29 protein-coding genes and 1 pseudogene are annotated in these 24,179 nt (G+C 68.1%); 14 read left to right on the top strand and 16 right to left on the bottom strand.

Annotated features, from left to right (window positions below):
* Positions 1-207: 207 nt before the first annotated feature.
* Positions 208-1,560 carry a peptidoglycan DD-metalloendopeptidase family protein gene (locus tag ACFQQC_RS03935; protein WP_376859888.1) on the top strand — a complete coding sequence of 451 codons (1,353 nt, stop codon included), beginning with the start codon at positions 208-210 and terminating at the stop codon, positions 1,558-1,560.
* 298 nt (positions 1,561-1,858) lie between these two features.
* Complete coding sequence (locus tag ACFQQC_RS03930; protein ID WP_376859886.1) at positions 1,859-2,746, top strand: alpha/beta fold hydrolase; 888 nt, start codon at positions 1,859-1,861, stop codon at positions 2,744-2,746.
* Positions 2,747-3,282: 536 nt separating this feature from the next.
* On the opposite strand, the gene ACFQQC_RS03925 is transcribed toward ACFQQC_RS03930, so the two are convergent.
* Positions 3,283-3,714 carry a hypothetical protein gene (locus tag ACFQQC_RS03925; RefSeq protein WP_376859884.1) on the bottom strand — a complete coding sequence of 144 codons (432 nt, stop codon included), beginning with the start codon at positions 3,712-3,714 and terminating at the stop codon, positions 3,283-3,285.
* Positions 3,715-3,904: 190 nt separating this feature from the next.
* On the opposite strand from ACFQQC_RS03925, the pseudogene ACFQQC_RS03920 reads away from it, so the two are divergent.
* Positions 3,905-4,153: pseudogene (locus ACFQQC_RS03920) on the top strand (endonuclease domain-containing protein); the annotation flags it as partial.
* 188 nt (positions 4,154-4,341) lie between these two features.
* On the opposite strand, the gene maiA reads toward ACFQQC_RS03920, so the two are convergent.
* Together maiA and ACFQQC_RS03910 are read right to left on the bottom strand one after the other, a co-directional pair.
* Positions 4,342-4,986, bottom strand: coding sequence for a maleylacetoacetate isomerase (gene maiA, locus ACFQQC_RS03915; RefSeq protein ID WP_376859882.1), 645 nt, complete (start codon positions 4,984-4,986; stop codon positions 4,342-4,344).
* On the bottom strand, positions 4,983-5,630 hold the full coding sequence (locus tag ACFQQC_RS03910; protein ID WP_376859880.1) for a fumarylacetoacetate hydrolase family protein: 648 nt from the start codon (positions 5,628-5,630) through the stop codon (positions 4,983-4,985). The genes maiA and ACFQQC_RS03910 overlap by 4 nt, the downstream gene beginning before the upstream one ends.
* Positions 5,631-5,849: 219 nt before the next feature.
* Between ACFQQC_RS03910 and ACFQQC_RS03905 the strand changes: the two genes are divergently transcribed.
* The 4 genes from ACFQQC_RS03905 to greA all read left to right on the top strand — a co-directional run bounded on the left by ACFQQC_RS03905 (position 5,850) and on the right by greA (position 7,439).
* Positions 5,850-6,230: a DUF883 domain-containing protein gene (locus ACFQQC_RS03905; RefSeq protein ID WP_376859879.1), complete on the top strand. Its 381-nt coding sequence runs from the start codon at positions 5,850-5,852 to the stop codon at positions 6,228-6,230.
* A 29-nt stretch (positions 6,231-6,259) separates the two neighbouring features.
* On the top strand, positions 6,260-6,634 hold the full coding sequence (locus tag ACFQQC_RS03900; RefSeq protein WP_376859877.1) for a hypothetical protein: 375 nt from the start codon (positions 6,260-6,262) through the stop codon (positions 6,632-6,634).
* Positions 6,635-6,724: 90 nt separating this feature from the next.
* The gene (locus tag ACFQQC_RS03895) at positions 6,725-6,889 is read left to right on the top strand and encodes a DUF1328 family protein (protein WP_376860848.1); all 165 of its coding nucleotides are present in this window, start codon (positions 6,725-6,727) and stop codon (positions 6,887-6,889) included.
* Between the two features lie 73 nt (positions 6,890-6,962).
* Positions 6,963-7,439, top strand: coding sequence for a transcription elongation factor GreA (gene greA / locus ACFQQC_RS03890; protein ID WP_376859875.1), 477 nt, complete (start codon positions 6,963-6,965; stop codon positions 7,437-7,439).
* 12 nt (positions 7,440-7,451) lie between these two features.
* Here the strand turns inward: greA and ACFQQC_RS03885 are convergent, their stop codons facing one another.
* Together ACFQQC_RS03885 and ACFQQC_RS03880 are read right to left on the bottom strand one after the other, a co-directional pair.
* Positions 7,452-8,234, bottom strand: coding sequence for an SDR family oxidoreductase (locus ACFQQC_RS03885; protein ID WP_376859873.1), 783 nt, complete (start codon positions 8,232-8,234; stop codon positions 7,452-7,454).
* Positions 8,234-8,533 carry a 4a-hydroxytetrahydrobiopterin dehydratase gene (locus ACFQQC_RS03880; RefSeq protein ID WP_376859871.1) on the bottom strand — a complete coding sequence of 100 codons (300 nt, stop codon included), beginning with the start codon at positions 8,531-8,533 and terminating at the stop codon, positions 8,234-8,236. The genes ACFQQC_RS03885 and ACFQQC_RS03880 overlap by 1 nt, the downstream gene beginning before the upstream one ends.
* A 109-nt stretch (positions 8,534-8,642) precedes the next feature.
* Here ACFQQC_RS03880 and ACFQQC_RS03875 point away from each other — a divergent pair, with 109 nt between their 5' ends.
* The 4 genes from ACFQQC_RS03875 to ACFQQC_RS03860 all read left to right on the top strand — a co-directional run bounded on the left by ACFQQC_RS03875 (position 8,643) and on the right by ACFQQC_RS03860 (position 12,280).
* Positions 8,643-9,347 carry a Crp/Fnr family transcriptional regulator gene (locus ACFQQC_RS03875; protein ID WP_376859869.1) on the top strand — a complete coding sequence of 235 codons (705 nt, stop codon included), beginning with the start codon at positions 8,643-8,645 and terminating at the stop codon, positions 9,345-9,347.
* 61 nt (positions 9,348-9,408) lie between these two features.
* Positions 9,409-10,188: a class I SAM-dependent methyltransferase gene (locus ACFQQC_RS03870; protein WP_376859867.1), complete on the top strand. Its 780-nt coding sequence runs from the start codon at positions 9,409-9,411 to the stop codon at positions 10,186-10,188.
* Positions 10,176-11,777 carry a 2-polyprenylphenol 6-hydroxylase gene (gene ubiB, locus ACFQQC_RS03865; protein ID WP_376859865.1) on the top strand — a complete coding sequence of 534 codons (1,602 nt, stop codon included), beginning with the start codon at positions 10,176-10,178 and terminating at the stop codon, positions 11,775-11,777. Before ACFQQC_RS03870 ends, ubiB begins: the two co-directional genes overlap by 13 nt.
* A 23-nt stretch (positions 11,778-11,800) precedes the next feature.
* A complete protein-coding gene (locus ACFQQC_RS03860) occupies positions 11,801-12,280 on the top strand; it encodes a hypothetical protein (protein ID WP_376859863.1) in 480 nt (159 codons plus the stop codon).
* Between the two features lies 1 nt (position 12,281).
* Here the strand turns inward: ACFQQC_RS03860 and arfB are convergent, their stop codons facing one another.
* From arfB to ACFQQC_RS03815, 9 genes are all read right to left on the bottom strand, one after another.
* Positions 12,282-12,683: an alternative ribosome rescue aminoacyl-tRNA hydrolase ArfB gene (arfB, locus tag ACFQQC_RS03855; protein ID WP_376859861.1), complete on the bottom strand. Its 402-nt coding sequence runs from the start codon at positions 12,681-12,683 to the stop codon at positions 12,282-12,284.
* A gap of 1 nt (position 12,684) precedes the next feature.
* The gene (locus ACFQQC_RS03850; RefSeq protein ID WP_376859859.1) at positions 12,685-13,227 is read right to left on the bottom strand and encodes a hypothetical protein; all 543 of its coding nucleotides are present in this window, start codon (positions 13,225-13,227) and stop codon (positions 12,685-12,687) included.
* Between the two features lie 9 nt (positions 13,228-13,236).
* Entirely contained in the window at positions 13,237-13,695 is a 459-nt protein-coding gene (locus tag ACFQQC_RS03845) for a YaiI/YqxD family protein (protein ID WP_376859857.1), read from the bottom strand.
* A gap of 97 nt (positions 13,696-13,792) precedes the next feature.
* The gene (locus ACFQQC_RS03840; protein WP_376859855.1) at positions 13,793-15,145 is read right to left on the bottom strand and encodes an amidohydrolase family protein; all 1,353 of its coding nucleotides are present in this window, start codon (positions 15,143-15,145) and stop codon (positions 13,793-13,795) included.
* Positions 15,145-16,620: an amidohydrolase gene (locus tag ACFQQC_RS03835; protein WP_376859853.1), complete on the bottom strand. Its 1,476-nt coding sequence runs from the start codon at positions 16,618-16,620 to the stop codon at positions 15,145-15,147. Before ACFQQC_RS03835 ends, ACFQQC_RS03840 begins: the two co-directional genes overlap by 1 nt.
* A 97-nt stretch (positions 16,621-16,717) precedes the next feature.
* Positions 16,718-16,999: a DUF167 family protein gene (locus tag ACFQQC_RS03830; protein ID WP_376859851.1), complete on the bottom strand. Its 282-nt coding sequence runs from the start codon at positions 16,997-16,999 to the stop codon at positions 16,718-16,720.
* A complete protein-coding gene (locus ACFQQC_RS03825; protein ID WP_376859849.1) occupies positions 16,999-17,268 on the bottom strand; it encodes a hypothetical protein in 270 nt (89 codons plus the stop codon). Before ACFQQC_RS03825 ends, ACFQQC_RS03830 begins: the two co-directional genes overlap by 1 nt.
* A 19-nt stretch (positions 17,269-17,287) precedes the next feature.
* A complete protein-coding gene (locus ACFQQC_RS03820) occupies positions 17,288-18,217 on the bottom strand; it encodes an electron transfer flavoprotein subunit alpha/FixB family protein (RefSeq protein ID WP_376859847.1) in 930 nt (309 codons plus the stop codon).
* Positions 18,217-18,981 (bottom strand): electron transfer flavoprotein subunit beta/FixA family protein, encoded by a 765-nt coding sequence (locus ACFQQC_RS03815; RefSeq protein ID WP_376859845.1) that lies wholly within the window; start codon positions 18,979-18,981, stop codon positions 18,217-18,219. The genes ACFQQC_RS03820 and ACFQQC_RS03815 overlap by 1 nt, the downstream gene beginning before the upstream one ends.
* Before the next feature lie 107 nt (positions 18,982-19,088).
* Here ACFQQC_RS03815 and ACFQQC_RS03810 point away from each other — a divergent pair, with 107 nt between their 5' ends.
* Positions 19,089-19,439 (top strand): hypothetical protein, encoded by a 351-nt coding sequence (locus ACFQQC_RS03810; protein WP_376859843.1) that lies wholly within the window; start codon positions 19,089-19,091, stop codon positions 19,437-19,439.
* A 139-nt stretch (positions 19,440-19,578) separates the two neighbouring features.
* Here ACFQQC_RS03810 and ACFQQC_RS03805 read toward each other — a convergent pair whose 3' ends face one another.
* Together ACFQQC_RS03805 and ACFQQC_RS03800 are read right to left on the bottom strand one after the other, a co-directional pair.
* Positions 19,579-20,151 carry a cob(I)yrinic acid a,c-diamide adenosyltransferase gene (locus ACFQQC_RS03805; protein WP_376859841.1) on the bottom strand — a complete coding sequence of 191 codons (573 nt, stop codon included), beginning with the start codon at positions 20,149-20,151 and terminating at the stop codon, positions 19,579-19,581.
* A 4-nt stretch (positions 20,152-20,155) separates the two neighbouring features.
* Positions 20,156-20,359 carry a twin transmembrane helix small protein gene (locus ACFQQC_RS03800; protein ID WP_376859839.1) on the bottom strand — a complete coding sequence of 68 codons (204 nt, stop codon included), beginning with the start codon at positions 20,357-20,359 and terminating at the stop codon, positions 20,156-20,158.
* Positions 20,360-20,497: 138 nt separating this feature from the next.
* Here ACFQQC_RS03800 and ACFQQC_RS03795 point away from each other — a divergent pair, with 138 nt between their 5' ends.
* Together ACFQQC_RS03795 and ACFQQC_RS03790 are read left to right on the top strand one after the other, a co-directional pair.
* Complete coding sequence (locus ACFQQC_RS03795) at positions 20,498-22,903, top strand: TonB-dependent receptor domain-containing protein (RefSeq protein ID WP_376859838.1); 2,406 nt, start codon at positions 20,498-20,500, stop codon at positions 22,901-22,903.
* 138 nt (positions 22,904-23,041) lie between these two features.
* Positions 23,042-24,163, top strand: a complete 1,122-nt coding sequence (locus ACFQQC_RS03790) for a hypothetical protein (protein WP_376859836.1) — start codon at positions 23,042-23,044, stop codon at positions 24,161-24,163.
* Positions 24,164-24,179 lie beyond the last annotated feature (16 nt).

Here is a 24,179-nt window from a genome sequence, read left to right as displayed (position 1 = left end):
CACCTCAGATCATCTCACCGATCACGCCAGCTTTACCGGTGACTACGGCTCCGGTTAACGGGTTGTAACGATCTGGCTTCCCATGATGGCACAGACGAGCTATACGGCCCGTCTCGCGAAAGGCGGTTCCTGCGGGGGGCGGCCTGGCGTGATCGTTGCTTTCAGTGGCTTGGGCGCCGGTGCGGCGTCGTTGTTTCTCGGGGTTCGATGGCTCAGTTCGATCCACGTCGCCAGCCGATGCGCATCGCGCCTCACGCCCTTACGGCGGTGGCCGCGGTCTCGGTGGCGCTGCTTGCCGGCCGTGTCTATCAACCCGTTCAGGCGCAAGAAGCTCCCGTCCTGACCGCAAGTCAGATTGCCGCACTGGAAGTCCAGGCCTTCGCCGCCGGCGGCGCGCCGGCCGGCCTGACCGCCCCGGAAGCCATTCCGGTCGAAATCCGCCGTGGCGAAACCTTCGAGCAGGCCGTGCGCCGCACCGGCATCGCCGCCGAGGAAGCCTCCGCCGTCGCCGCCACCCTGTCGAACGCGATGGACGTCAGCTCGATGCGGGCCGGCCAGAAGTTCGAGACCGCCATTTCCAAGCCGCGCGGCGGCCGGGGCGACGCCCGCCTGATCGGCCTGACCATGCGCACCGGCCCGGCCAGCCAGGTCACCGTGTCGCGCAGCTTCGACGGCGCCCTGCGCCTGCGCGCGCTGGAGGAGAAGGTCACCCACGAGACCGTCGTGCTGACCGGCAAGGTCGAGGGCTCGCTGTCCCGCACCGCGCGTCGCGAAGGCGCCCCGGCGGCCATCGCCCGCAGCGCCGGCCGCCTGTTCTCGCACAAGTTCGACATGGACCGGGACATCCGGGCGAACGACGAGTTCACCTATGTCTTCGACCGCACCGTCACCGAGAACGGCCGCACCATCGGCTCCGGCGACCTGCTGTACGCCCGGCTGAAGGGCGTGACCTTCTACCGCTTCAAGCCCGCCGGCGCGCGTGAAGCCCAGTATTTCGACGCCACCGGCAAGAACACCCGTTCGGCCTTCATGCGCACCCCGGTGGAGCGCGGCTTCCGCGTCTCGTCGTCGTTCGGCTTCCGCCGTCACCCGATCTCGGGCTTCCGCAAGATGCACCAGGGCATCGACTTCGCGGCCGGCATGGGCACCCCGGTCATCGCCCCCGCCGACGGCGTGGTGGTCGAGGCCCGTCGCTGGGGCGGCTACGGCAACTGGCTGCGGATCCGGCACCCGAACGGTCTGGAAAGCGGCTACGGCCACCTGTCGCGCTACGCCTCGGGCATCCGCGCCGGCCAGCGCGTGAGCCAGGGCCAGGTGGTCGCCTACGTCGGTTCGACCGGCGCCTCGACCGGCCCGCACCTGCACTATGAAATCTGGCGCAACGGCCAGCGGATCAATCCGGCCGGCGTGCGCACCGAGGAAGGCACCGTCCTGGCGGGCGCCGACCTGGCCGCCTTCCGCGCCGAAAAGGCCCGGATCGACCGCATCATCGCGGCGGGTGGCGAGAAGCGCACCCAGCAGCCGGCCATGGCCGGGGGCCTGCGTCCCGCCCGGACCTGATCCGGGGGCCGCGCACCGCAAGAGACAGAAGGCCCGGATGTTCGCGCACCCGGGCCTTTTTCATTCAGGGCCGTCCCTTTGGCCGGGGGATGGGAAGTGGCTAGTGGTTAGTGGCTGGTGGTTGGCCGACAGCCTGCGGCCGCACGGTCCGCGCCGCCCTTCCGCCAACGGTGACGCTGCAACCACTAATCACTAACCACTAACCACCTGGCCCGCACCGCTGTGTCACCCAGCGAGCCCTGACATCGATCCAGCCCCCCTTCATCATGGCGCCGCAATCCGCCGGGAGAACAGGGGGATGCAGGCGAGACGAAATTTCCTGATCGGGGCGACGGGCGCGGCGGCGACGCTGGCGGCGGCTCCGGCCTGGGCGCAGGCGAGCTTCGCCTCGCGCCGGATCACGGTGCAGACGCGCGGGCGCGGGCCGGATCTGATCCTGATCCCGGGCCTTGCCTCCACCGCCGACATCTGGCGCGCGACCGCCGACCGGCTGGCGGGACGCTACCGGCTGCATCTGGTCTCGGTGCGGGGCTTCGGCGACCTGCCGGCCCAGGCCAACGCCGAAGGGGCGGTGCTGGGCGCGGTGGCGGGCGAGGTGCTGCGCTACATCACCGAAAGCCGGCTGAACCGACCCGCCGTCATCGGCCATTCGATGGGCGGACAGATCGGCCTGAGACTGGCCTCGGACTGGCCCTGGGCGGTCGGGCGGCTGATGACGGTGGATTCCTCGCCCTTCTTCGCGGCCCTGATCAGCCCGCAGGCGACCGCCGGCGACGTGCGGCCCATCGCCCAGGTGGCCTATCAGGCGATCCAGTTCCTCGGCGACGAGGCCCTGAAGGCGCAGGGACGCGAACTGGGCGTCGAACTGGGCGGGGCGGCTGACAGTCTGTTCAGCGGCATCGGCTGGCAGGGCGGCGACCGGCAGGTGCTGGCCCAGTCCCTGTATGAGGTGATGACCATCGATCTGCGGCCCCGCCTGCCGCGGATCACGGCGCCGGTGACCGTGGTCTATGGCTGGAGCCCCGACCGCAACTCGCCCCGCGGCCACGCCGACGGCCTGTTCCGCGGCGCCTATGCGCAGCTGGCCAGCCCGGCGGTGTTCGAGCGGATCGAGGGCGCCGAGCATATGGTGATGATCGACCAGCCGACCCGGTTCGTGGCGGCGGTGGACCGGTTCATGGGGTGAGGGAGGGCCGCTTTCGACCCATTGCAGACCCGGTCAGGTTGTGATGGGGTGCTCCGATGAAACGGACTGCGGTGATCGTCTTCCTGCTGGTACTGACATCGCCGACCGCCGTCATGGCGTGCCGATTTAATCAACCGCCCGAAATGCGCGTCCGTCAGGACTATGACGCCGTCGTTGTCGGGGTCGTTGAACAACCCCGACAAGGTCCCCGGGTCGGTCCGGATCAGGGCTGGTCCGCCAATGTGCGTGTGACTGGATTGATTGATGGCCGATCAAGCGCCGCAAGTTATCGGATTGGTCGAACGGGACAGGGCGCGGCCTGCGATGATGGTCAGCCCATGCCTCGTGCTGGCGAGCGATGGGCTGTCTATCTTCATCGATCCTCCCCGAACGGCCCGTTGACAGCGACGGAGTCCTATCCGCTCAGCATGGCGCGACGCATGGACCCCAGATTCCGCGACTGAGTGCGTGACCTTTCGGTGAACGTCCACGGAAGTCCGCTTCCGACCCAGTGCGGACGTTCGGGTCCAATCTCGTCAGACGATGCCGTGCTTCTTCAGTTCGGCCTCTTCGTCGCCAGTGATCCAGCCAAAGACCGTCGCGCGATTATCGATCACGCGGACCAGATAGACGTTGGTGAAATCGATCTGTTTCTCGCCAGTGCTGGTCTCGTAGGTCGCTCGCCAATCGACGCGAGCCATGACGTGGATCGGATCGATGTTCTCCACTTCGACCCGTTGAACGCTCATACTTTTCGTGCCGATTTTTCGGCTCCGGTCGAAGCCCGCAGACATCGCCTCGTCGAACTCCTTACCCTTGGACCCCGCCATAACGCCTGCTGGGACGGCCCCGATAAACGAGTCTTCATAGAGGGCTGCCAAGGCCGCCAAGTCTGGCTTTCCCTTCAGGGCTTCATTGAAAACTTCGGAATAGCTGTCGAACAGCTTCCTGACGGCATCACTGGACATTGAGCGTCTCCGTTGGAAAGAACGCAGAACACCAAGGCTACTGGCCATGTTCCGCTTTCCACCCAAGGCTGACCTCTTCCATGTCCGAATTCGGCGCGTGGGGTGAACGGAAACAAATTCCACCCTGAGTTGGCATCGCCTTGACGTCTCCTCCCCGTTGCGGAGCAATGGGGAGGGGGACCGCGAAGCGGTGGAGGGGCTCTTGAGGTCCGAAGGTTCTGTCTCGCGAGCGCGCGTTCAACGCCGCACACTAACGCCGCCGGAGGCGCGGCTTTGGGTCTGTCTGCGCCGGCGCGCTCTGGCCAGTCTGAAATTCCGACGCCAGCATCCCATCGGCCCATATGTGCTCGACTTCTACTGCGCCGAGGCGAAGCTTGCTGTTGAGGTCGATGGCGAGAGCCATTCCTACCCGGACCGCATCGCCCATGACTGCCGCAGAACCACGTGGCTGGAACAGCAGGGGCTGACCGTCTTCAGGATCGCGGCCGAGGAGGTGAGGGTCTGGACGGCGTTCTCGTGTCGATCCGGCTGGCGGCGGAACGGCGCCTCGGGTGAAGCCCCCCTCCACCGCTTCGCGGTCCCCCTCCCCATCGCTGTGCGACGGGGAGGAGACACCGGTTCACTGCGTCACCCCGCGTCCGGCTGGTTGTCGGGGTGGGCCGCCACGAAAGCGGGGTGGGTCTTCGCTGCTTCATCAATCGCCAGCAGTCTCGGGAAGGCGTCCAGCGCAACATTGAACCGGGCCGCTGAGTAGATCTGCGGGATCAGGTAGCAGTCGGCCAGGGTTGGGGCGTCGCCGTAGCTCCAGCCGGCGCCGTGGCGAGCGACGAGGGTTTCCAGCGCCTCGAAGCCAGGAAGGATCCAGCGAGCGGCCCAGGCGTCGACGGCGGCCTGATCGGCGCCGAAGCCTTCGCGCAGGGCCTTGCCGACGCGCAGATTGTTGAGCGGATGGATATCGCAGCCGATCAGGGCCGCCATGGCCCGGACATGGGCGCGGCCGAGGGCGTCGGACGGCAGCAGGGCCGGGGTCGGATGCGCCTCCTCCAGCCACTCGAGGATGGCGGGGCTCTGGGTCAGGACCGCGACGCCAGAGTCCGTGGGCACCTCCAGCGCCGGAACCATGCCCTGCGGGTTCAGCGCGACATAGGCCGGGTCCTTCTGGGCGCCGGTGCGCAGGTCATGCCCCTGCTGCTGATACGACAAACCCTTGAGTTCTAGGGCGATGCGGGTGCGATACGCGGCGCCCGAGCGCCAGTAGCCGTGCAGGATCATCGCGCTTTCACCGTGAAGGAGAGGGCGGGCAGGCCGCCGATGGTCGCCTCGACCCGGTCGCCGGGGACCAGCGGGCCGACACCCTCGGGCGTGCCGGTGAAGATCAGGTCGCCCGCCTGAATGTCCCACAGCGCGCGCGCCTTGGTCAGGATTTCGTCCGGGTTCCAGATCATGTCGTCCAGACGGCCGGTCTGGCGGACCTCGCCATTGACGCGCAGTTCGATGGTCGCCGCCGGGTCGGGCAGGGCGCCGGGGTGGATCGCCGCGATCGGCGCGGACTGGTCGAAGCCCTTGGAGGCGTCCCACGGGCGGCCGGTTTTCTTGGCCTCGGCCTGCAGGTCGCGACGGGTCAGATCACAGCCGACCGCCCAGCCGACGACGCCGTCCGGCCCGATGGCGCAGACCAGCTCGACCTCATGGTGCAGGTTGGCGGTCGCCGTCGGATAGAGCGGGTCCGCGCCGTCGGCGACCACCGCATCGGCGGGCTTGGTGAAGAAGAAGGGCTCGGCCCGCTCATGCCCCATCTCGCGCGCATGGGCGGCGTAGTTCTGGCCCACGCACAGGATGCGGCGGACAGGGAAGCGGGCGTCGCTGCCGCCGATGGGGAGCGAGGGCGTGGGGGCGGGGGGGAAAAGGAAAGACATGAGGGACGAGGTTCTAGGTGTCAGGTTCCAGGGACCAAGGATGACCGGACCTACCTCAAGCGGGTCTGGCCGCACAGTACAAGCGCAACAACCTGACCCCTGGAACCCAGAACCTGCCCCCTTCCCTATGCTGCACCGCGGGAACCGTGACGCCACAGTGGCGTTTCGGCTCAGGGTTCTCTATCTAACCGTCAAGCTTGACCAAACGGAGCGCGCATCATGGCGACGACCAAGGCGGCCCGCGCCGCAGTTAAGAACGATCTGAACACGCTGAAGGACGACCTGAAGGTGCTCGGGACCGAGGAAAAGGCCGCGCTGAAGGAAAAGGCGGCGGTCGCCGACGCCCGCGTCCGCGCCAAGGCCGCCGAGGCCGAGGCCAAGCTGCGCGAGCAGGCCGGCGTGCTGCGCGAACGCGCCCGCGGCTATTACGACGAGGCCCGCGTGAAGAGTCAGGAATACTATGACGATGCGTCGGAGCGGTTCGATGAAGCGCAGCGCTACCTGACCGAACGGGTCCAGGAGCGTCCGCTGCAGTCGACCGCCATCGCGCTGGGCGTGGGCGTCGTGCTCGGCCTGCTGCTCGCCGGTCGTCGTCGCTGATGATTGGCGGGGGGCTGGCCAGGGGTCTGGTGAAGAAGGCTGTCGCGGCTGCCGTGGCGGCCGGGGCGGCGCTGGTCGCCATCCTCTTCCTGGGGGTGGCGATCTTCTATGCGCTGGCGCTGGTGATTCCGGCGCTGGCCGCCGCGGCGATCACCTTCCTGCTGTTCGCGCTTGTCGCCGCCGTGGTCGCGCTGGTCTTCCTGCGCGGCGAGGGCGATGACGAGGAGGAGGAAGAGGAGCCGACGGGACTGGGCGAACGCGCCTTCATGCTGTTCCGCGAACGCCCGATCCTGGGCACCGCCGCGGCCCTGGCCGGCGGCTGGATTTTCCTGCGTAATCCGGCACTTGCCAGTCTGGTGGCGGCGGCGTTCACGGAAAAATCGCACACGGGAAGACGCCGCTAGGCGGGAACCGCTTCGCTTCCGGACGGTTGCTTTCACAGGTGCGGCGACGAGCCGAACCCCTTGGAACAACCGCTCTGGAAGGAACTGCTCATGCTACGCTGGGCCCTTATCTTTCTTGTGCTCGCCCTCGTCGCCGGCGCCCTCGGTGCTGGCGGTGTGGCGGGCATCTCGATGAACATCGCCTACGTTCTGTTCGTCGTTTTCCTGATCCTGCTGGTGGTGAGCTTCATCACCGGACGAGGGCGAAAGATCTGACGATCTTCACCCTTGAGAACATCGAAAGGGCCGTGGTCTTCCGACCGCGGCCTTTTTCACTTAGCGAGACCCCATGAGCGTCGCCTTCACCCGTGAGGAGGACCTGGAGGCCACGGCCGCCGATCTTCCCGACCGTCCGATCTCCCCGCACCCCAACCTCGTCACCCCCGAAGGGCTGGCGCTGATCGAGGCTGCGCTGGCCGACCCGCGGGCGGCCTATGCGGCGGCGCAGGCGGCGGGCTCGATCGAGACAGACCGGACGCCCATGGCCCGGGCCGCGCGGGACCTGCGCTACTGGTCCGCCCGCCGGGCCTCGGCCCAACTGGTCGAGACGCAGGCCGACGGACGGGTGCGCTTCGGCGGTTCGGTGACCATCGAGCGCGAGGACGGACGCACCCAGACCTGGCGGATCACCGGCGAGGACGAGGCCGATCCGGCGAAGGGTTCGGTCAGCCATGTCTCGCCGCTGGCCCGCGCCCTGGTGGGCAAACGGGTCGGTGAGGAGGCCGTTGTGGCGGGACAGTCGGTCGAGGTCGTGGCGGTCGACTGACCGAAGCCGGCCCTACTGGGCCAGCATGCCGCCGTCGATGACGAACTCGGTTCCGGTGATGAATTTGGACTCGTCGGAGGCCAGATAGACCACCGCATAGGCCACATCGTCCGGCTCGCCGATGCGCTTCAGCGGAATGCCGCGGGCCAGACGCTCGTGGGCCTTGCCCTCATCGCCCCCGGCCATGGCCACGAAGGGATCGAGGATCGGGGTCTTGATAAAGACCGGGTGCACCGAGTTGCAGCGCACGTTCCAGTCCATCTTGGCGGCCTCCAGCGCGATGGTCTTGGAGTACATCCAGACGCCCGCCTTGGTGGCGTTGTAGGCGCCCATGCCCGGGGCGGCGGCGAGACCCGCCACCGAGGAGATGTTGATGATCGAGGCCGGGGCCGCCTCGCGCAGGCGCGGCATGGCGTGCTTGGTGCCCAGCATGATGGAGCGCAGGTTGATTTCGTACTGGCGCTGCCAGTTCTCGACCGTGTCCTGCTCGACGAAGGCCAGCGGGCCGCCGATGCCGGCGTTGTTGACCAGCACCGACAGGCCGCCCATCCCTTCCGTCGCCGCGTCGATGGTGGCGATCCACTGATCCTCGGAGGTCACGTCCTGGGCGAAGGCGAAGGCGCTGCCCGGGTGGTCGGCGTTGATGGCGTCGGCGAGCGCCTGCGCGCCCTCCAGATTGACGTCGGTGACGGAGACCTTGGCCCCCTCGCGGGCCAGCATATGAGCCATGGCCGTGCCGAGGCCGCCCGCGGCGCCGGTGATCAGGATCTTCTTGTTCGAGACGCGTCCAGCCATCACTTCGCTCCCATCGCAGCGGCGGCTTCGTCGATGAAGCGCGCCATGTCGGTGTCCCGTTTCGTCACCCCGCCCGCGTCGTGGGTGGTCAGCAGCACCTCGACCCGGTTGTAGACATTGGACCATTCCGGATGGTGGTCGACCTTGTCCGCCAGAAGAGCGACGCGGGTCATGAAGCCGAAGGCGGCGTTGAAGTCGGCGAAGGTCAGGGACCGGGCGATGGCGGGCCGTTCGTCATCCGCCTTCTTCCAGGCGGGCAGGCCTTTCAGGGCTTCCGCGACGTCAATCTGTTCCGGCATCGTTCCCTCCGTTTTCTCCGGCGTAGCCCGCGCACGTCCCGGCCACAAGCGGAACGCGGAGCGAAGCTTGGGCGTTATCGAGCGTCACCATTCAACAGAGGAGGACGTCATGGACAATCTGTGGATCAGCGCCCTTCCCGCGGCGGACCGGAAACGGATCGAGCCGCACCTGAACGAGCGCCCCTTTGCGCAGGGGCAGATGCTGTACGACGCCGGCGAGGCGCTCGACGAAGTATGGTTCCCCCTGAACGGGGTGGTTTCCCTGATGACCGTGCTGGCCGACGACCACATGGTCGAGACCGCCGCCATCGGGCGCGAGGGGCTGGTCGGCGTGACCTGCGGCCCGCTGAACGCCCGCGCCTCGAGCCGGGCCATCGCCCAGATCGAGGGCTCGGCCGCCTGTTGCCCGGCGGATGTGTTCTCCGACGCCCTGGCCAGCAGTCCCGAGATGCGCAGCGCCCTGTCGCGGTTTACCGAAAGCCTGTTCGCCCAGGTCCAGCAGGTCGCCGCCTGCAACGCCCAGCACCGGCTGGACGAGCGTCTGGCGCGCTGGCTGCTGACCCTGCACGACCGCGCCGACGGCAGCCGGATCGAGCTGACCCAGTCGGACATCGCCGGGATGCTGGGCGTGCGTCGCGCCACCGTGTCGGAGGTCGGTTCGGAGATCGAGGACAAGGGGCTGATCCGTCGCGGACGGGGCTGGGTCGAGGTGCTGGACCGCCCCGGGCTCGAGAAGGCCTCGTGCGGTTGCTACGGCATGATCTCGAACGTGATGAAGGACCTGGGCGTGCCGCGCCCGAACGGGAAGCACTGAACCGGACTGTGCGGCCACACAGACGGATGACGCGGCCCCGGCGAAGGGGTAGAGCGTGAGCATGACCGACGCCTCCCCTTCCCCGTCTGGCAAGACTTCCTCCTTCGGCTTCCGCGATGTGGACGCGAAGGAAAAGGTCCGCATGGTGCGCGGCGTGTTCGATTCCGTGGCGTCGAACTACGACCTGATGAACGACCTGATGAGCGCGGGCGTGCACCGGCTCTGGAAGGACGCGGCGGCGGCCAAGCTGAACCCGCGTCCGGGCGAGACCATTCTGGACGTCGCGGGCGGCACCGGCGACATGTCCCGGCGCTATTCGAAGATGGCCCGCGCGGCCCAGCTGCGTATGGGCGGCGACGACGCGAAGGTCATCGTGCTGGACTACAACGCCGAGATGATCATGGCGGGGGTCCACAAGGGCGGTGAGCCGGAGATGAGCTGGACCGTCGGCGACGCCATGGCCCTGCCCCTGCCGGACGCCTCGGTCGATGCCTATTCGATCAGCTTCGGCATCCGCAACGTCGCCGACGTGCCGCAGGCCCTGCGCGAGGCGCGCCGGGTGCTGAAGCCGGGCGGCCGCTTCCTGTGCCTGGAGTTCTCGCGTCCGACCGCCGCGCCGATCCGCAAGGCCTATGACGCCTGGTCCTTCCACGCCATTCCGCGCATCGGCGAATGGGTGGCCAAGGATCGCGACAGCTATCAGTACCTGGTCGAAAGCATCCGCCGCTTCCCGGACCAGCCGACCTTCAAGCGGATGATCGAGGAGGCCGGGTTCAGCCGGGTCACCGTGACCAATCTGTCCGGCGGCGTGGCGGCCATCCATCACGGGTGGGCGATCTGAGCCAGAGGATCGATCCCGGCACGCCCCCGCCGCCGCCGGCCACCGTGCCGGTGCGCGCGCCCGTGAGCGCCGCCTTCCGCCTGCTGGGCTGGCTGGGCGTGCTGATCCGCCACGACGCCCTGGCGCCGCGCGAAATCACCCCCCTGCTGCCCGTCTGGGCGCGCTGGATCGCGCACCTCCTGCACCTGTTCGCCGGGCGCGAGGGCCGCGAGGGCCGACCCGGCCAGCGACTGGGCAAGGCGTTCGAACACCTCGGTCCCGTGGCCATCAAGCTGGGGCAGGTGCTGGCCACCCGCGCCGACATCTTCGGCGTCGAGTTCGCCCGCGATCTGGGCCGTCTGAAGGACGCCTTGCCGCCCTTCCCGCTGGATCAGGCGAAACGCGAGGTCGAGCGGTCGCTGGGCCGTCCGGTCGAGGCCCTGTTCACCGAGTTCGGTCCCGCCGTCGCCGCCGCCTCTCTGGCGCAGGCGCACCCGGCCAAGCTGGCCGACGGCCGCAAGGTGGCGGTGAAGATTCTGCGCCCCGGCGTCGAACGTCGGGTGGCCAACGGGCTGGATTCCATGCGGCTGGCCGCCCGGCTGGCAGTGCGGTTCGTGCCCCTGTCGCGCCGGCTGCAGCCCTCGGCCTTCGTCGAGACCATCGCCCGCGCCCTGGCTCTGGAGCTGGATATGCGGCTGGAGGCGGCCGCCGCCTCCGAGCTGAAGGAGATCATGGCCAAGCCGGACGCCCAGGGCCAGCGCGGCCACATGGACGCCCCGGCGGTGATCTGGGACGGGGTCGGCAAGCGGGTGCTGACGCTGGAGTGGGCGACCGGCCTGCCGCTGACCGATCCGAACGCCATCCTGCAGCCGGGACTGGACGTGAATGCGCTGGCCGACAACGTCGTGCGGTCGTTCCTTTCTCAGGCGCTGGACCACGGCGCCTTCCACGCCGACCTGCACGAAGGCAACCTGTTCTGCCATGCCCCGGCGGAGCTGACCGCCATCGACTTCGGCATCGTGGGCCGTCTGGGTCCGGCCGAGCGCCGCTACCTCGCCGAGATCCTGTGGGGCTTCATCAGCCGCGACTATGACCGCATCGCCCGGGTGCATTTCGAGGCCGGCTATGTGCCGCCCGAGCATTCGGTCGAGGCCTTCGCCCAGGCCCTGCGCGCGGTGGGCGAGCCGGTCATCGGCAAGGCCGCGTCGCAGGTGTCGATGGGCCGTCTGCTGGGCCAGCTGTTCGAGATCACCGACCTGTTCGACATGCATCTGCGGCCCGAACTGATCCTGCTGCAGAAGACCATGGTCTCGGTCGAGGGGGTGGCGCGTCGCCTGAACCCCGACCACGACCTGTGGGCCGCCGCCCAGCCGGTGGTCGAGCGCTGGATCCGTCGCGAGCTCGGCCCGCAGGCCCAGATCCGCGATGCGCTGGAAGAACTGCGCGCGACGCTGAAGGCGCTGTCGAAACTGGCGCAGAACCCGCCGCAGGGTCAGACCGTTATCATCCGCGAGAGCCGGGCGCCCGTCAGGCTGATTGTCTGTGTCACGGTGGCAGGCTGCGCCTCGGCGGCCGCCCTTGTTCTGTCGCTTTGGCCCTACATCGTCTGACCGTTCTTCCGCGGAGTCGCCTGATGAAGTCCCTTGCCCTGGCCGCCCTTCTCGGCGCCGCCGCCTTCGCCCTTCCGATGACCGCCCCGACCCAGGCCATGGCCCAGGCCGCCGCCGGCAGCGTGCCCAACACCTTTGACAACAACGCCACGCCCCAGACGGCGCCGACGCCCGCCCCCCGGCCCGCTGCTGCGACCCGCCCGGTGAATGCGAACGCCGCGGCGACCATCCGCACCATCATCTCGGGCATGAAGTCCAATGCGCTCGACTTCGACCTGTTCACCGAGGAGCTGGCGGGCAAGATCCGCGAGCAGCAGGCGCAGATCTTGCCGATCCTGCAGGGCTTCGGCGCGGTGCAGGCGGTCGATTTCGTCCGCAGCCAGGAAGGCGCGGACCTGTTCATCGTCACGTTCGCGACGGCGGAGACCCAGTGGGTGATCGGCTTCGATGACGCCGGCAAGGTGGACGCCCTGCTGTTCCGCCCGGTCCCCGAAGGCGAATAACTCAGTCGAGGCGGGGTTTTCCCCGCCCGCTCTTGATCGTGGACCGCTTGGACTTGCCTTCCAGCCGCCGCTCCTTCGAGGCGCGTGTGGGTTTCGTCGGTACACGGAAGACCGGCTTGATCGAGGCCTGATCGACCAGTTCCTGCAACCGTCCGATCGCGTCGGCGCGGTTGCGCTCCTGCGTGCGGAAGCGGACGGCGGTGATCAGAATTTCGCCGTTCAGCGTCGCCCGGCTGCCCGCCAGCTTGAGCAGCCGCTCGCGCACCGGATCGGTCAGGGACGGGGAATTGCGGGCGTCAAAACGCAGCTGGACGCTGGTCGACACCTTGTTGACGTTCTGCCCGCCCGGCCCGCCCGCGCGGAAGAAGCGGAACTCCAGCTCGTCCTCGGGGATGACGGTCATGTCAGCACAGCGGCCCGGGCCGCCATCTCGTCACCGAAAGCTCGGGATCCCCGACGTCGAGGGTGTACGAAAACATCGCGCAAAAGCGAGGATGGGGAAATACGCCGAGTTGAACAAAGGCCTCGCTTCCATCTCCGTTCAGGAGCGGCAGCGTCATGACGACCATTATCCGATCGTACGGCTCAAACCGGGCCAACTTGTCCAGATCGTTGGCCCAGGTCGCCTCGGCAACGGCCTCAGCGCTGTGCGGTATAGCTTGCGCATCGAGGAAGCGTCGGAGGGACCCGCAGGCCTCTACAGCGCTGGTCGGAGGGGTGGCGTTGATCTTTTCAGCGAACACCGCGTCCACCGGGACTTCGTCAGCGCCGACAGATCGATCCAGATCACTCGGCCACCCACTCGCAGTTGGGCTAAATACGTAGCGCCCCGGCCTCCGGGCAAGGACCTGTTCCGCGTAGCGGACCGCGACGGCGCAGCCTTCCGGTTCGGAGGCGTCCTCTCCACCGAAGGTTATCGCTGAGACGGCGAAAAATTCCATAAACATGAACACCCCCTAGGCGAATGCCCGCTTGGCGACCACCACCGCCTTGTCCAGCGCCTGCAGGAAGTTGGAGCGGTCCTTCGGGCCGAAGGGTGGCGGGCCGGAGGTCTGAAGGCCCATGGAGCGCATATGCTCCCCCACCATGCGGCCCGCCAGCGCCGAGCCGATCGAGTCCGGGGTGAAGGGCGTGCCGTTGGACTTGATCGCCTGCGCCCCCGCCTGAAGGCAGCGATCAGCGAGCGGGATGTCCTGGGTGATGACGATGTCGCCCTTGCCCGCGCGCTCGGCGATCCAGTCGTCGGCGATATCCGGCCCGGCGTCGACCACCACCTGCTCGATCCACGGATCGCGGCGGGTGTTGATCCAGCCGTTGGACACGACGAACACCTTCAGCCCGTAGCGCTCGGCCACGCGATAGACCTCGTCCTTCACCGGGCAGGCGTCGGCGTCGATGAAGATGCGGGGATTCATAGGTTCTGGGTTCTGGGTGTCAGGTTCTAGGGAGGCGGTGGCGCGATGGACTGCTCCAAGCATACTTCCCTAGAACCTAGAACCTAAAACCTCGCCCCTACCGACCGTAGGCCGGCGGCATCGCGCCCTCGCCGCCGCCGCGATAGCGGTCACGCAGCAGGAACTGGCGGCTGGTCGGGGCCTGTTCCTGGCCGTTGACCCAGATCTGCTCGGCGTCGCTGAGCGGCTCCAGCGGGTCGCCGGACCAGATGACCACGTCAGCGGCGGCGCCGGGACGCAGCTCGCCGAACTGGCCGGCCGCGCCGAAGATGCGGGCCGGGTTGACCGTGATGGCCGCGATCGCCGCCTCATAGGGCAGGCCGTGCGAGACGGCGTTGCCGGCGTTGTAGCGGGTCTCGCGGGCGCGGTGGGTCGAGCCCTCATTGCCCTTGATGGCGATGGTCACTCCGGCGGCGTTCAGGGCGGCGGCGTTCTGCATCCGGGCGGCCCGGATCTCGAAATTGCCCGGCAGGTTGGAGATCGGGTTCAGCAGGACCGGCACGTCGGCGGCGGCGATCTGGTCGGCGACCAGCCAGCCCTCCTCGGCGCCGTCGAGGATGATCCTGATCCCCTCCTCCTTGGCCAGACGCAGCACCTGTTGGATGTCGGCCGCCCGGCGGGCGGTGACGATCAGGGGCATGCGGCCCTCGGCCACCGGGATCAGGGCTTCCAGATCGGCGCGCGACAGGCTGAGCTCGCGCAGGCCGCCCCGGTCGTAGCCGGCGCGGTTGCGCGCGTAGAGTCGAACCTCGGCCAGGGTTTCCTTGAACTGGGTGAACTCGGCGCCGCGCGCGCCGCCGGCCACGCGACCACCGGCCTCGCCGAAGGGCGCCACCTGGGCCACGCGGGCGCGGACCAGGATGTCATTGCCCGAGGCCAGATGGATGATCGAAGCCTGGCCCGCGAACAGGCTGGGCGACTGCAGCCCATGCTGGACCCCGGCGAAGTCGGAATCGTCATGGGCGTGGGCGCCGCCGCCCCCGCCGCCGTGGCTGGGCGTCACGATGGCGCGGGTGATGCCGCCGAGACGGGCCACCGGCAGGGTGAAGGACCACGGGTCGAGGCCATAGGAGACGTCGAAGGAGGCGCTGATGGAGTTGGCGCCGTTGGCCAGGTCATTGGTCCCGGTGACCGATCCGACCTCGCTGCCGGCCAGACCGGAATCGACGGCGACGAAGCCGGGCGAGACCACCTTGCCGCGGGCGTCGATGACGCGGGCGCCGGACGGGGCCGCGCCGGTTCCGACCGAGACAACCCGGCCGTTCTGGATGACGACGGTCCCGTTCTCGATGACCGAGGTCCCGGTCAGGACGCGGCCGCCGGTGATGGCGGTCAGCTCCTGCGCCACAGCGGGAGAGGCGGCCAGCGCGACCAGCGAGGCGGCGCCGAGGATGAGGCTCTTGAGGCGCATCAGCGGGCTCCCTGCTGGACGTTGGCGGCGCTCAGGCCGTAGCCGGGCTGGCCCAGTTCGAAGTCGGACACCGGCTGGTAGGCCGGGTTCATGCGGTCAAAGGCCAGGCCGCCGTCGATGAAGACCTGATCGGCGCGGGCGTAGATCGAGAAGGGATCGGCGCTCCAGATCACCACATCGGCGCGCTTGCCGTTCTCCAGCGAGCCGGTCTGGTCGGCGATGCCCAGCGAGCGGGCGGCGTTGAGGGTGATCCAGCTGATCGCCCGTTCTTCCGGGATGGTCAGGCCGATGCGGCGACCGGCGGCCAGGGCGGCGGCGGCTTCCTGGTTCAGGCGCTGGGTCAGTTCGGCGTCGTCCGAGTGGATGACGGCGCAGCCGCCGGGCTGGGCGTCGACCAGGGCGGCGTTGGCCTCAACCGCGTCCAGGGCCTCCATCTTGAAGCCCCACCAGCCGGTCCACATGTCGGCGCAGATGCCTTCACGGGCCAGCTGCGGCGCCAGCTTGTAGGCCTCGATGGCGTGGTGGAAGGCGGTGATGCGGAAGCCGAACTCCTTCGACAGGTCGATCATCATGGCCATCTCGTCGGCCCGGTAGCAGTGGTTCTGCACCAGGATCGACCCGTCCAGCACGCCGGCGATGGTCTCGTTCTGCAGGTTGCGGGTGGGCGGCGAGCCTTCGCCGTCCGCACGCCACTTGTCCCATTTGGCGCGATAGTCCTGGGCGGCGATGAAGGCGGCGCGATAACCGGCCATATTGCCCATCCCCGTCGCCGGGCTCTGGTTGCGCGAGCCATAGACGCGCGAGGGGTTCTCGCCGCAGGCCATCTTCAGGCCGTAGGGGGCGTCGGGCATCTTCATGCCCTGCATGGTCACCGACGGAACGTTGCGCACGGTCACGCCGCGACCGCCGAACAGATTGGCCGAGCCGGGCAGGATCTGGAGGGTGGTCACGCCCCCGGCGCGGGCGGCGTTGAAGCCCGGATCCTGCGGCCACAGGCTGTGCTCGGCCCAGACCTGGGCGGTGTTCGGGCTGGTGGCCTCATTGCCGTCGCTCATCCCCTGCACGCCCGGCGAGGGATAGACGCCCAGGTGCGAGTGGACGTCGATGATGCCCGGGGTCACGAAGCGGCCATTGGCCTGCACCGTGCGGTGGCCCGCCGGAATGGCCGTGGAGGCGTCGCCGACGGCGGCCACGCGGCCATCGGTGACCACGACCACGCCGTTCTCGAACTTGCGCCCGGCGCCGTCCAGCACGGTCCCGCCGACGATGGCGAAATTCTCGCGCGGCAGGCCGCGATAGGTCGAGGGATAGGGATCGGGGTTGGCGGCGTAGTCCAGACCGGTCGGCAGGGCGCGGCTGCGCGGCGTTTCGGCGGTCTCGGTCTGCGCGTCGGCGCTGCCGGTGGTGGCGCAGGCCCCGAGGGCCAGCACGGCGATGGCGGCGAGGCTGGCGCCCCCCAGGCGTCGAAGTCTCATGAACAGCTCCCCTTTTGCGCCAGCCCGGGAAACGGCGGCGCGAACTTCGGCGCGGATTAAAGGGGGCAGTCGCCCGATCCGTCAAAGGCCGATTTCGTCACGGTGCGGAAAGACGCTCCCGAACCTCGTCCAGGGATAGTCCGTCCACGGCGATGCGCTTCAACCGCGACTGCCCGCCCCGCTCCAGAGACACGGCGGACTTGGGGAGCTTCAGGGTTTTCGCCAGCAGCTTGAGCAACGCCGCATTGGCCTCGCCCTCGACCGGCCGGGCGCGGACGCGAACCTTGAGGACCGGGCGGCCGTCAGCGTCGACGTCCCAGCCGTCGATGCGGTCGGATGCGGCGCCGGGAGTGAGGCGGATGGGGAGGGTGGCAGGCATCAACGGAAAGGAGCATGACCATAATCAGCGCCGTCGTCCTGAGCCATCGCCGCCATGATGATGTCTCGTGGGTCGCCGTGGAAACGGGTGTCAAAGACCCGCTTCAGCTTTATGGCGTCACCTGAAGCCACGATAAGGATCGCGCGAGCCAGCTGCTCTGGTCCGACGTTCAGATCCATATCCCAGAGGGACGACAGGCGGACCGTCACGTCCGGACGGTCCGCCTGCTCATAGTCAGCATCGATGCGCCTGAGGATATCCTTCGCCAAGCGCTCCGACATCCTGATGTCAGCCCAGAGCCTTCATCAGCTCCGGCACCGCCGTCTTGTAGTCGGCGACCAGGCCGTAGTCGGCGACCTGGAAGATCGGGGCGTCGGCGTCCTTGTTGATGGCGACGATGACCTTGGAGTCCTTCATGCCGGCGAGGTGCTGGATGGCGCCCGAGATGCCGATGGCGATGTAGAGCTGCGGGGCGACGACCTTGCCGGTCTGGCCGACCTGATAGTCGTTGGGGGCGTAGCCCGCGTCGACCGCCGCGCGCGAGGCGCCGACGGCGGCGCCCAGCTTGTCGGCCAGCGGGTCCATGACGGCGTGGAACTCTTCCGCCGAACCCAGGGCGCGGCCGCCCGAGACGATGATCTTGGCGGCGCCCAGTTCCGGACGGTCCGACTTGACCATTTCTTCCGAGACGAAGGTCGTCTTCGGCGCGTCGGCGCCGGCAACGGTTTCCACCGAGGCCGAACCGCCTTCAGCGGCCGCCGTGAAGGCGGTCGGGCGGACGGTGATGACCTTCTTCGCATCCGACGACTGGACGGTCTCCAGCGCGTTGCCCGCGTAGATCGGGCGCACGAAGGTGTCGGCCGAGACGACTTCCACGATGTCCGAGATCGGGGCGGTGTCGAGCTTGGCGGCCAGACGCGGGGCGAAATTCTTGCCGTCCGTATTGGCCGGGGTCAGCACGGCGTCGTAGCCGGCGGCCAGCGGCAGGACGGTGGCCTCGATCGCCTCGGCCAGCATCTTGCCCAGACCGGCGCTCTCGGCCAGCAGGACCTTGCGGACGCCCGCGATCTTGGCGGCGGCGTCACCGACGCCCTTGGCGCCCTGACCCAGCACCAGCACGTCCACGTCCTTCGACACGGCGAGGGCGGCGGTGACGGTCTTGTGGGTGGTGTCGCGGACGGTCGAGCCGTCGTGGTCGGCGATGACGAGAACGGCCATTACAGGACCCCCGCGGACTTGAGCTTGGAAACCAGTTCGGCGGCGTCAGCCACCTTCACACCGGCCGACCGCTTGGGCGGCTCGGTGACCTTGAGCACCTTGAGGCGCGGGGCGACATCGACGCCGTAGTCGGCGACCGCCTTGGTGGCGATCTCCTTCTTCTTGGCCTTCATGATGTTGGGCAGGGAGGCGTAGCGCGGGGTGTTCAGGCGCAGGTCCACCGAGACCACCGCCGGGAGTTCCGCCGCCACGGTCTGCAGGCCGCCATCGACTTCACGCGTGACAGTCGCCTTGCCGCCGCCGATTTCCAGCTTGCCGGCGAAGGTCGCCTGCGGCCAGTCGAGCAGGGCCGCCAGCATCTGGCCGACCGCATTGTTGTCGCCGTCGATCGACTGCTTGCCCAGCAGGACCAGATCCGGCTTCTCCTCGTCGACCACCGCCTTCAGCAGCTTGGCGACGGCCAGCGGCTCGAGGTCGGCGTCCGACTGGATCAGGATGCCGCGGTCGGCGCCCATGGCCAGGGCGGTGCGGATGGTTTCCTGGGCCTGGGTCACGCCGATGGAGACGACGACGATCTCGGTCGCGGTCCCGGCGGCATGGTGCTCCTTGCCTTCCTTGAGCCGAACAGCCTCCTCGACGGCGATTTCGTCGAAGGGATTCATGCTCATTTTTACGTTCGCGAGATCGACGCCGGTCTGGTCCGCCTTCACGCGGGCCTTGACGTTGGAGTCGATCACCCGTTTGACGGGGACTAGAACCTTCATTGCGCTATCCACAAAGTCGCCGGAATGATGGGTCAGGGAATAGGTACGCCGCACCCGCCCTGTCAACGTAACGCGGCGTCAACACGCCGGATCACGGGAAGCTCCAGATGCACCGCCTTTTGACGATGAAACGGCTCAGCGTGCTGTTTCTGGGCCTGTTCGCCCTGCTGGTGGGGGCCACCTTCGCCTGGCAGGCGCTGGTCGTGGCGCCCGGCGATCGCTGCGTGAACAACGGCGGCTGGTGGGATCCGGACACCAGCCTCTGCGCCCAGCCCCTGTCGATCGCCGAGATCGAGGGGATCACCGGCCGCAAGGTCGGCGAGACCCGCGCCCAGGCCTCGGACCGCAAGAACCGCGAACTGCTGGAGATCGAGGACCAGCTGGCCGCCCAGCAGAAGGCCCGCGACGCCGACACCGAACGCCAGCGTCAGGCCCTGGCCGCCGAACAGGGCCGCTGAGTTCCTCCTCCCACAGGGGGAGGGGGACCATCCGAAGGATGGTGGACGGGGTTTCAGGTCGCACGCCGGTGGATGGGGCGCCCCCTCCACCGCTTCGCGGTCCCCCTCCCCCTCCGCTACGCTCGGGGGAGGAATTTCCTCAGCGCGTTCCGCCCGGCTTCCATTTGATGTCGCCCGCGCCATTGGCGTTGGCGCGCCGGGCGGCGACGAACAGGTGGTCCGACAGTCGGTTCAGGTAGCGCATCGCCGCCCCGTTAACGCTCTCTCCGGTTTCGACCAGACGCACGGCCTCGCGCTCGGCCCGCCGGGCCACGGTGCGGGCCAGATGCAGATGCGCCGACAAGGGCGCGCCGCCGGGCAGGATGAAGCTGTCGAGCGCCTTGAGGCTCTCGTTCATCCAGTCGATTTCCTGCTCCAGCCGTTCAACCTGGCTGTCGAGAATGCGCAGGGCCTCCCAGGCGGGGGCGGGCTCCAGCGGAGTGGCCAGATCGGCGCCGAGGTCGAACAGCTCGTTCTGGATGCGGCCCAGCATGGCGTCGATGCGATCGTTCTGGCCGGAGTGCAGCCGGGCCACGCCGATGACGGCGTTCAGCTCGTCCACCGCGCCCAGCGCCTCGACCCGCGCATCGCTCTTGGACACCGGGGAGCCCGACGCCAGCCGCGTCTGCCCCTCGTCGCCGGTCTTGGTATAGATGCGGTTCAGGACGACCATCGGATCAGGCCCCGTGCGTGGACTTCCACCACGCGACCGCGACCACCAGCACCACCGCCACGGCCTGCAGGGCGACGCGCAGCCGCATCAGCTTGTTCGAGCGCGACCGGGCCTGCGGCCCCTCCTTGTAGAGCTGGCGCAGACCCAGGGCGAGGGTCACGGCGACGGCCAGAACAGCCACGAGCACGAGGATTTCGAACAGGTCCATTCCCGCGTTTTAGGCCCCCCCGAAAGATCGCGCCAGAGCGGCGCGCAGCCCCCTGCGACACCTGCGGTCAAAGCGCGCACCCCCTTGTAGTGAAGCTGCGAACGATATTGAGAAGCGCTCGCATTATTCGGGGGCGTCATGACCACTATCCGCAAACACACCATTCACTCCCTGGTCTCGGCCACGGCCCTGCTGATCGCCGCCGGCCCGGCCATGGCGCAGGACGCCGCCAGCCAGCTGGACGACGTGGTCGTCACCGCCGCCGGCTTCGAGCAGAAGATCGTCGACGCCCCGGCCTCGATCAGCGTGATCACCGTCGAGGAGCTGCAGCAGCGCCCCTACATGACCCTGCTGGACGCAGTGCGTGATCTGGAAGGTGTCGATATCGGCGAGACCCGCGACAAGACCGGCCAGGGCACCATCTCCATGCGCGGCATGGGCTCGGACTACACCCTGATCCTGATCAACGGCCGTCGCCAGAACAACCACGGCGACATCTATCCGAACAGCTTCGGCGGCAACCAGTTCAACCACATCCCGCCGCTGGACTCGATCGAACGCATCGAGGTGATCCGCGGACCGGCCTCAACCCTGTACGGCGCGGACGCCATGGGCGGCGTCATCAACATCATCACCAAGCGCAACCTGGACCGCTGGGCCGGTTCGATCACGGCGGCGCAGACGTTCGAGACGAACGACGAGTACGGCGATGACCGCACCGTCGACTTCTACGCCAACGGACCGATCGTTCCGGGCCTGCTGAACCTCAGCGTTCGCGGCAGCCTGTACCAGCGCGACGCCTCCAACCCCGTCTATGACACGGTGACCGATCCGGCCGGTGTCGAACACTCCCGCTCGCTGGGCTTCGGCGGCGGCGGCAAGACGGTGGACAACGAGAACATCGCCGGCGGCCTGACCCTGACCTGGACGCCGACCGCCAACCAGACCCTGACGTTCGATTACGACACGTCGCGTCAGGAGTATAACAACTCGATCCAGACCAACGACGCCGGCGGCCTGGAGTATCCGGTCGGCACCGTCGACAACATCGACAGCATCTGGAGCGCCGGGAATTTCTGCCTGGGCGGGACCGGCAACAACGCCACCGCCTGCGCCAACTCGGGCGGCGCCTGGTCGCGCCGGGCCAACCCGCGCGTCGGCTATGCCCCGACGCAGGAGTTCACCCGCGACTTCTGGTCGGTGAGCCACGACGGCGACTGGGGCTTCGGCACCAGCCGCGTGACCCTGTCGCATGTCGCCACCAACAACGAAGGCCGCACCCTGCCCTTCACCGTGGCCGAGCGTGAGCTGCTGCTGACCATGATCGACGGCACGGGCGCCTATGCCGGGATGAGCCTAGCCGACCGTCGCGCCGCCGCCGAAGCCGAGTTCCTGCCGCGTCCCAAGCGCACCCTGGAAAGCGCCCAGTACACCCTGGACGCCCAGCTGACCGTGCCGTTCGAGATGGCGGGCGAGCACACCGTCGTCACCGGCCTGCAGCTGATCCGCGGCGAGCTGACGGACGGCGTCTTCGGTCTGGAAAGCGGCACCCCGGGTCTGAAGCAGGAGCACAACATGTGGTCCCTGTTCGCCGAGGACACCTGGCGGATCATCGAGCCCTTCGCCCTGACGGCGGGCATCCGCTACGACAATCACGACGTCTTCGGCGACCACTTCAGCCCGCGCCTGTACGGCGTCTACAGCCTGAACGACCAGTGGACGATCAAGGGCGGCGTCTCGACCGGCTTCAAGACCCCCAAGACGACCCAGTTGTATGACGGCATCACCGGCTTCGGCGGCCAGGGCACCTCGCCCATGTTCGGCAACCCGGACCTGCAGCCGGAAACCAGCGTCAGCACCGAAATCGCCGTCTACTGGGAGTCCCCCGAGGGTCACAACTTCAACATCACGGCCTTCAACAACACCTTCGAGGACAAGATCGCCAACCAGCCCTGCGGGCCGGCCCTGACCCTGGCCTGCGCCAGCAGCGGCGAATACGCCGACCTCGGCTACGGTTCGAGCAGCCGCGCGACCAACATCGATGAGGTGGAGATCCGCGGGATCGAGGTCGCCGGTCGCTGGCGCATCCTCAACAACCTGGGCCTGCGCGGCAACTACACCTGGACCGACAGTGAGCAGAAGAGCGGCGCCGAGATCGGTCGTCCGCTGGGCAACAGCGCCGAGCACATGGCCAACGCCTCGCTGGACTGGCAGGTCACCGACCGCTTCAACCTGCTGCTGTCGGGCGAGATGCGCTCGGACCGCTACCGCGGCCTGCACGCCATCACCGGCGAAGAGCTGGTCTACAAGAGCTACACCGTGCTGAACCTGGGTGGTTCGTATGAGCTGAACTCGTGGCTGACGGTCAACGGGCGGGTGAACAACCTGCTGGACGAGGACTTCACCACCTACGACACCGAGTTCCGCGACCTGAACAGCAACGGCGTGTTCGAGGACGGCACCAACGAAGTCCTGTTCTTCGACCACTACAACAACAAGGAAAAGGGCCGCAGCTTCTGGCTGAGCCTGAACGCCCGGTTCTGATCCCCCAGACCGGTTGAACGGAAGACGGGCCGCTCCCTGCCGGGGGCGGCCCGTTTGCCTTTGTTCTGACTGATCGCTGATCGGCTAAGCCGTTGGTCATCTTTGCGTGTCAGGGTTTCCCCTTATCGAAGGGGCTCCATGACCGATCGCGCGATCCGTAACCTGGCACACCTGCGCCGCTCGGCCTCGACCGCGCGCGTGCTGAACCTGCTCAAGGTCGAGAACGAGCACGGCTATGAGGCGGAATGGCGCGAGAAGCCGGTGTTCCGCACCCCGGCCCTGAACGCCGCCCTGATCATCAAGCACCGCCTGCGCCGCGATGAGCTGGACGCCTTCCACCTGCGTCGTCAGGTGGCGACCAAGGTCGTCATCCCCATCGACGCCGAGGATCTGAAGACCGGCGGCCGTTTCGTCTTCGTCGACCAGCGCGGCTTCGAGCGGATGATGCAGGAGACCTTCGGCCTGGAGGCGGACCACCCCGACCTAGCCACCCTGCGCCTGATGGACGCCCTGCCGTCGCTGGACCCCTTCCTGTTGCGCGAGCAGCTGAAGCGGGCGGGGATCGAGCCGGCGGCCTGCTATTTCTCGATCAGCGACGGCGACCTGGCCCGCATGGTGCAGTTCGTGGAGGCGGAGATCCGCCCGCTGGTGACCCTGAGCCTGGGCGGCGGGATCGAGGCCGTGGGCTCGACGGCGCGTCTGGCCAACAAGATCCTGTCCAACGACCCCGGCGACCGCATGGAGGCCCTGCGTCAGACCCTGCACCTGAAGCCGGAGGAGTATCAGGAGGGCATCTTCTGCTGGAAAGGCTTCCTCTACTACAAATGGGTGCTGACCAGCCTGATGACGGATGTCGCCGGAGTGGCCGACGCCGTGACGACGGTGAAGCCCATCGGCAAGGTGGACCGCAACGCACGCGAATATCTGGACCGGGGCCGACAGGTGCTGCGCGACCGGATCATCACCGTCTGCGACGACGCCTCGCGCACGCTGGCCATCTATGACAACGCCTACAAGGCCCTGACCGAGGACTCGCGACCGGGCGCCTTCCGGGACTTCCTGCTGCAGGCGCCGCGGCTGTTCACCCGGCTGGGCGAACAGCTGGGGGCGATCCAGCATGTGGTCAGCTTCTGGCGCTTCCGCTTCAGCCCGGGCGCAGCGCCGGTGGGCGTGGACGAGCTGATCGACGTCTTCATGGATTTCGAGACCGGTCTGGCCGACCGCGACCAGGAACTGGGCCAGCGCCACCTCGCCGCCTGAACGCGAAGCCTGTGTC

The sequence above is a fragment of the Brevundimonas sp. GCM10030266 genome, from assembly GCF_042666595.1.
GTDB lineage: Bacteria > Pseudomonadota > Alphaproteobacteria > Caulobacterales > Caulobacteraceae > Brevundimonas.
The sequence above is the reverse complement of the archived record's forward strand: the minus strand, read 5'-3'. Positions and strand labels throughout refer to the sequence as shown.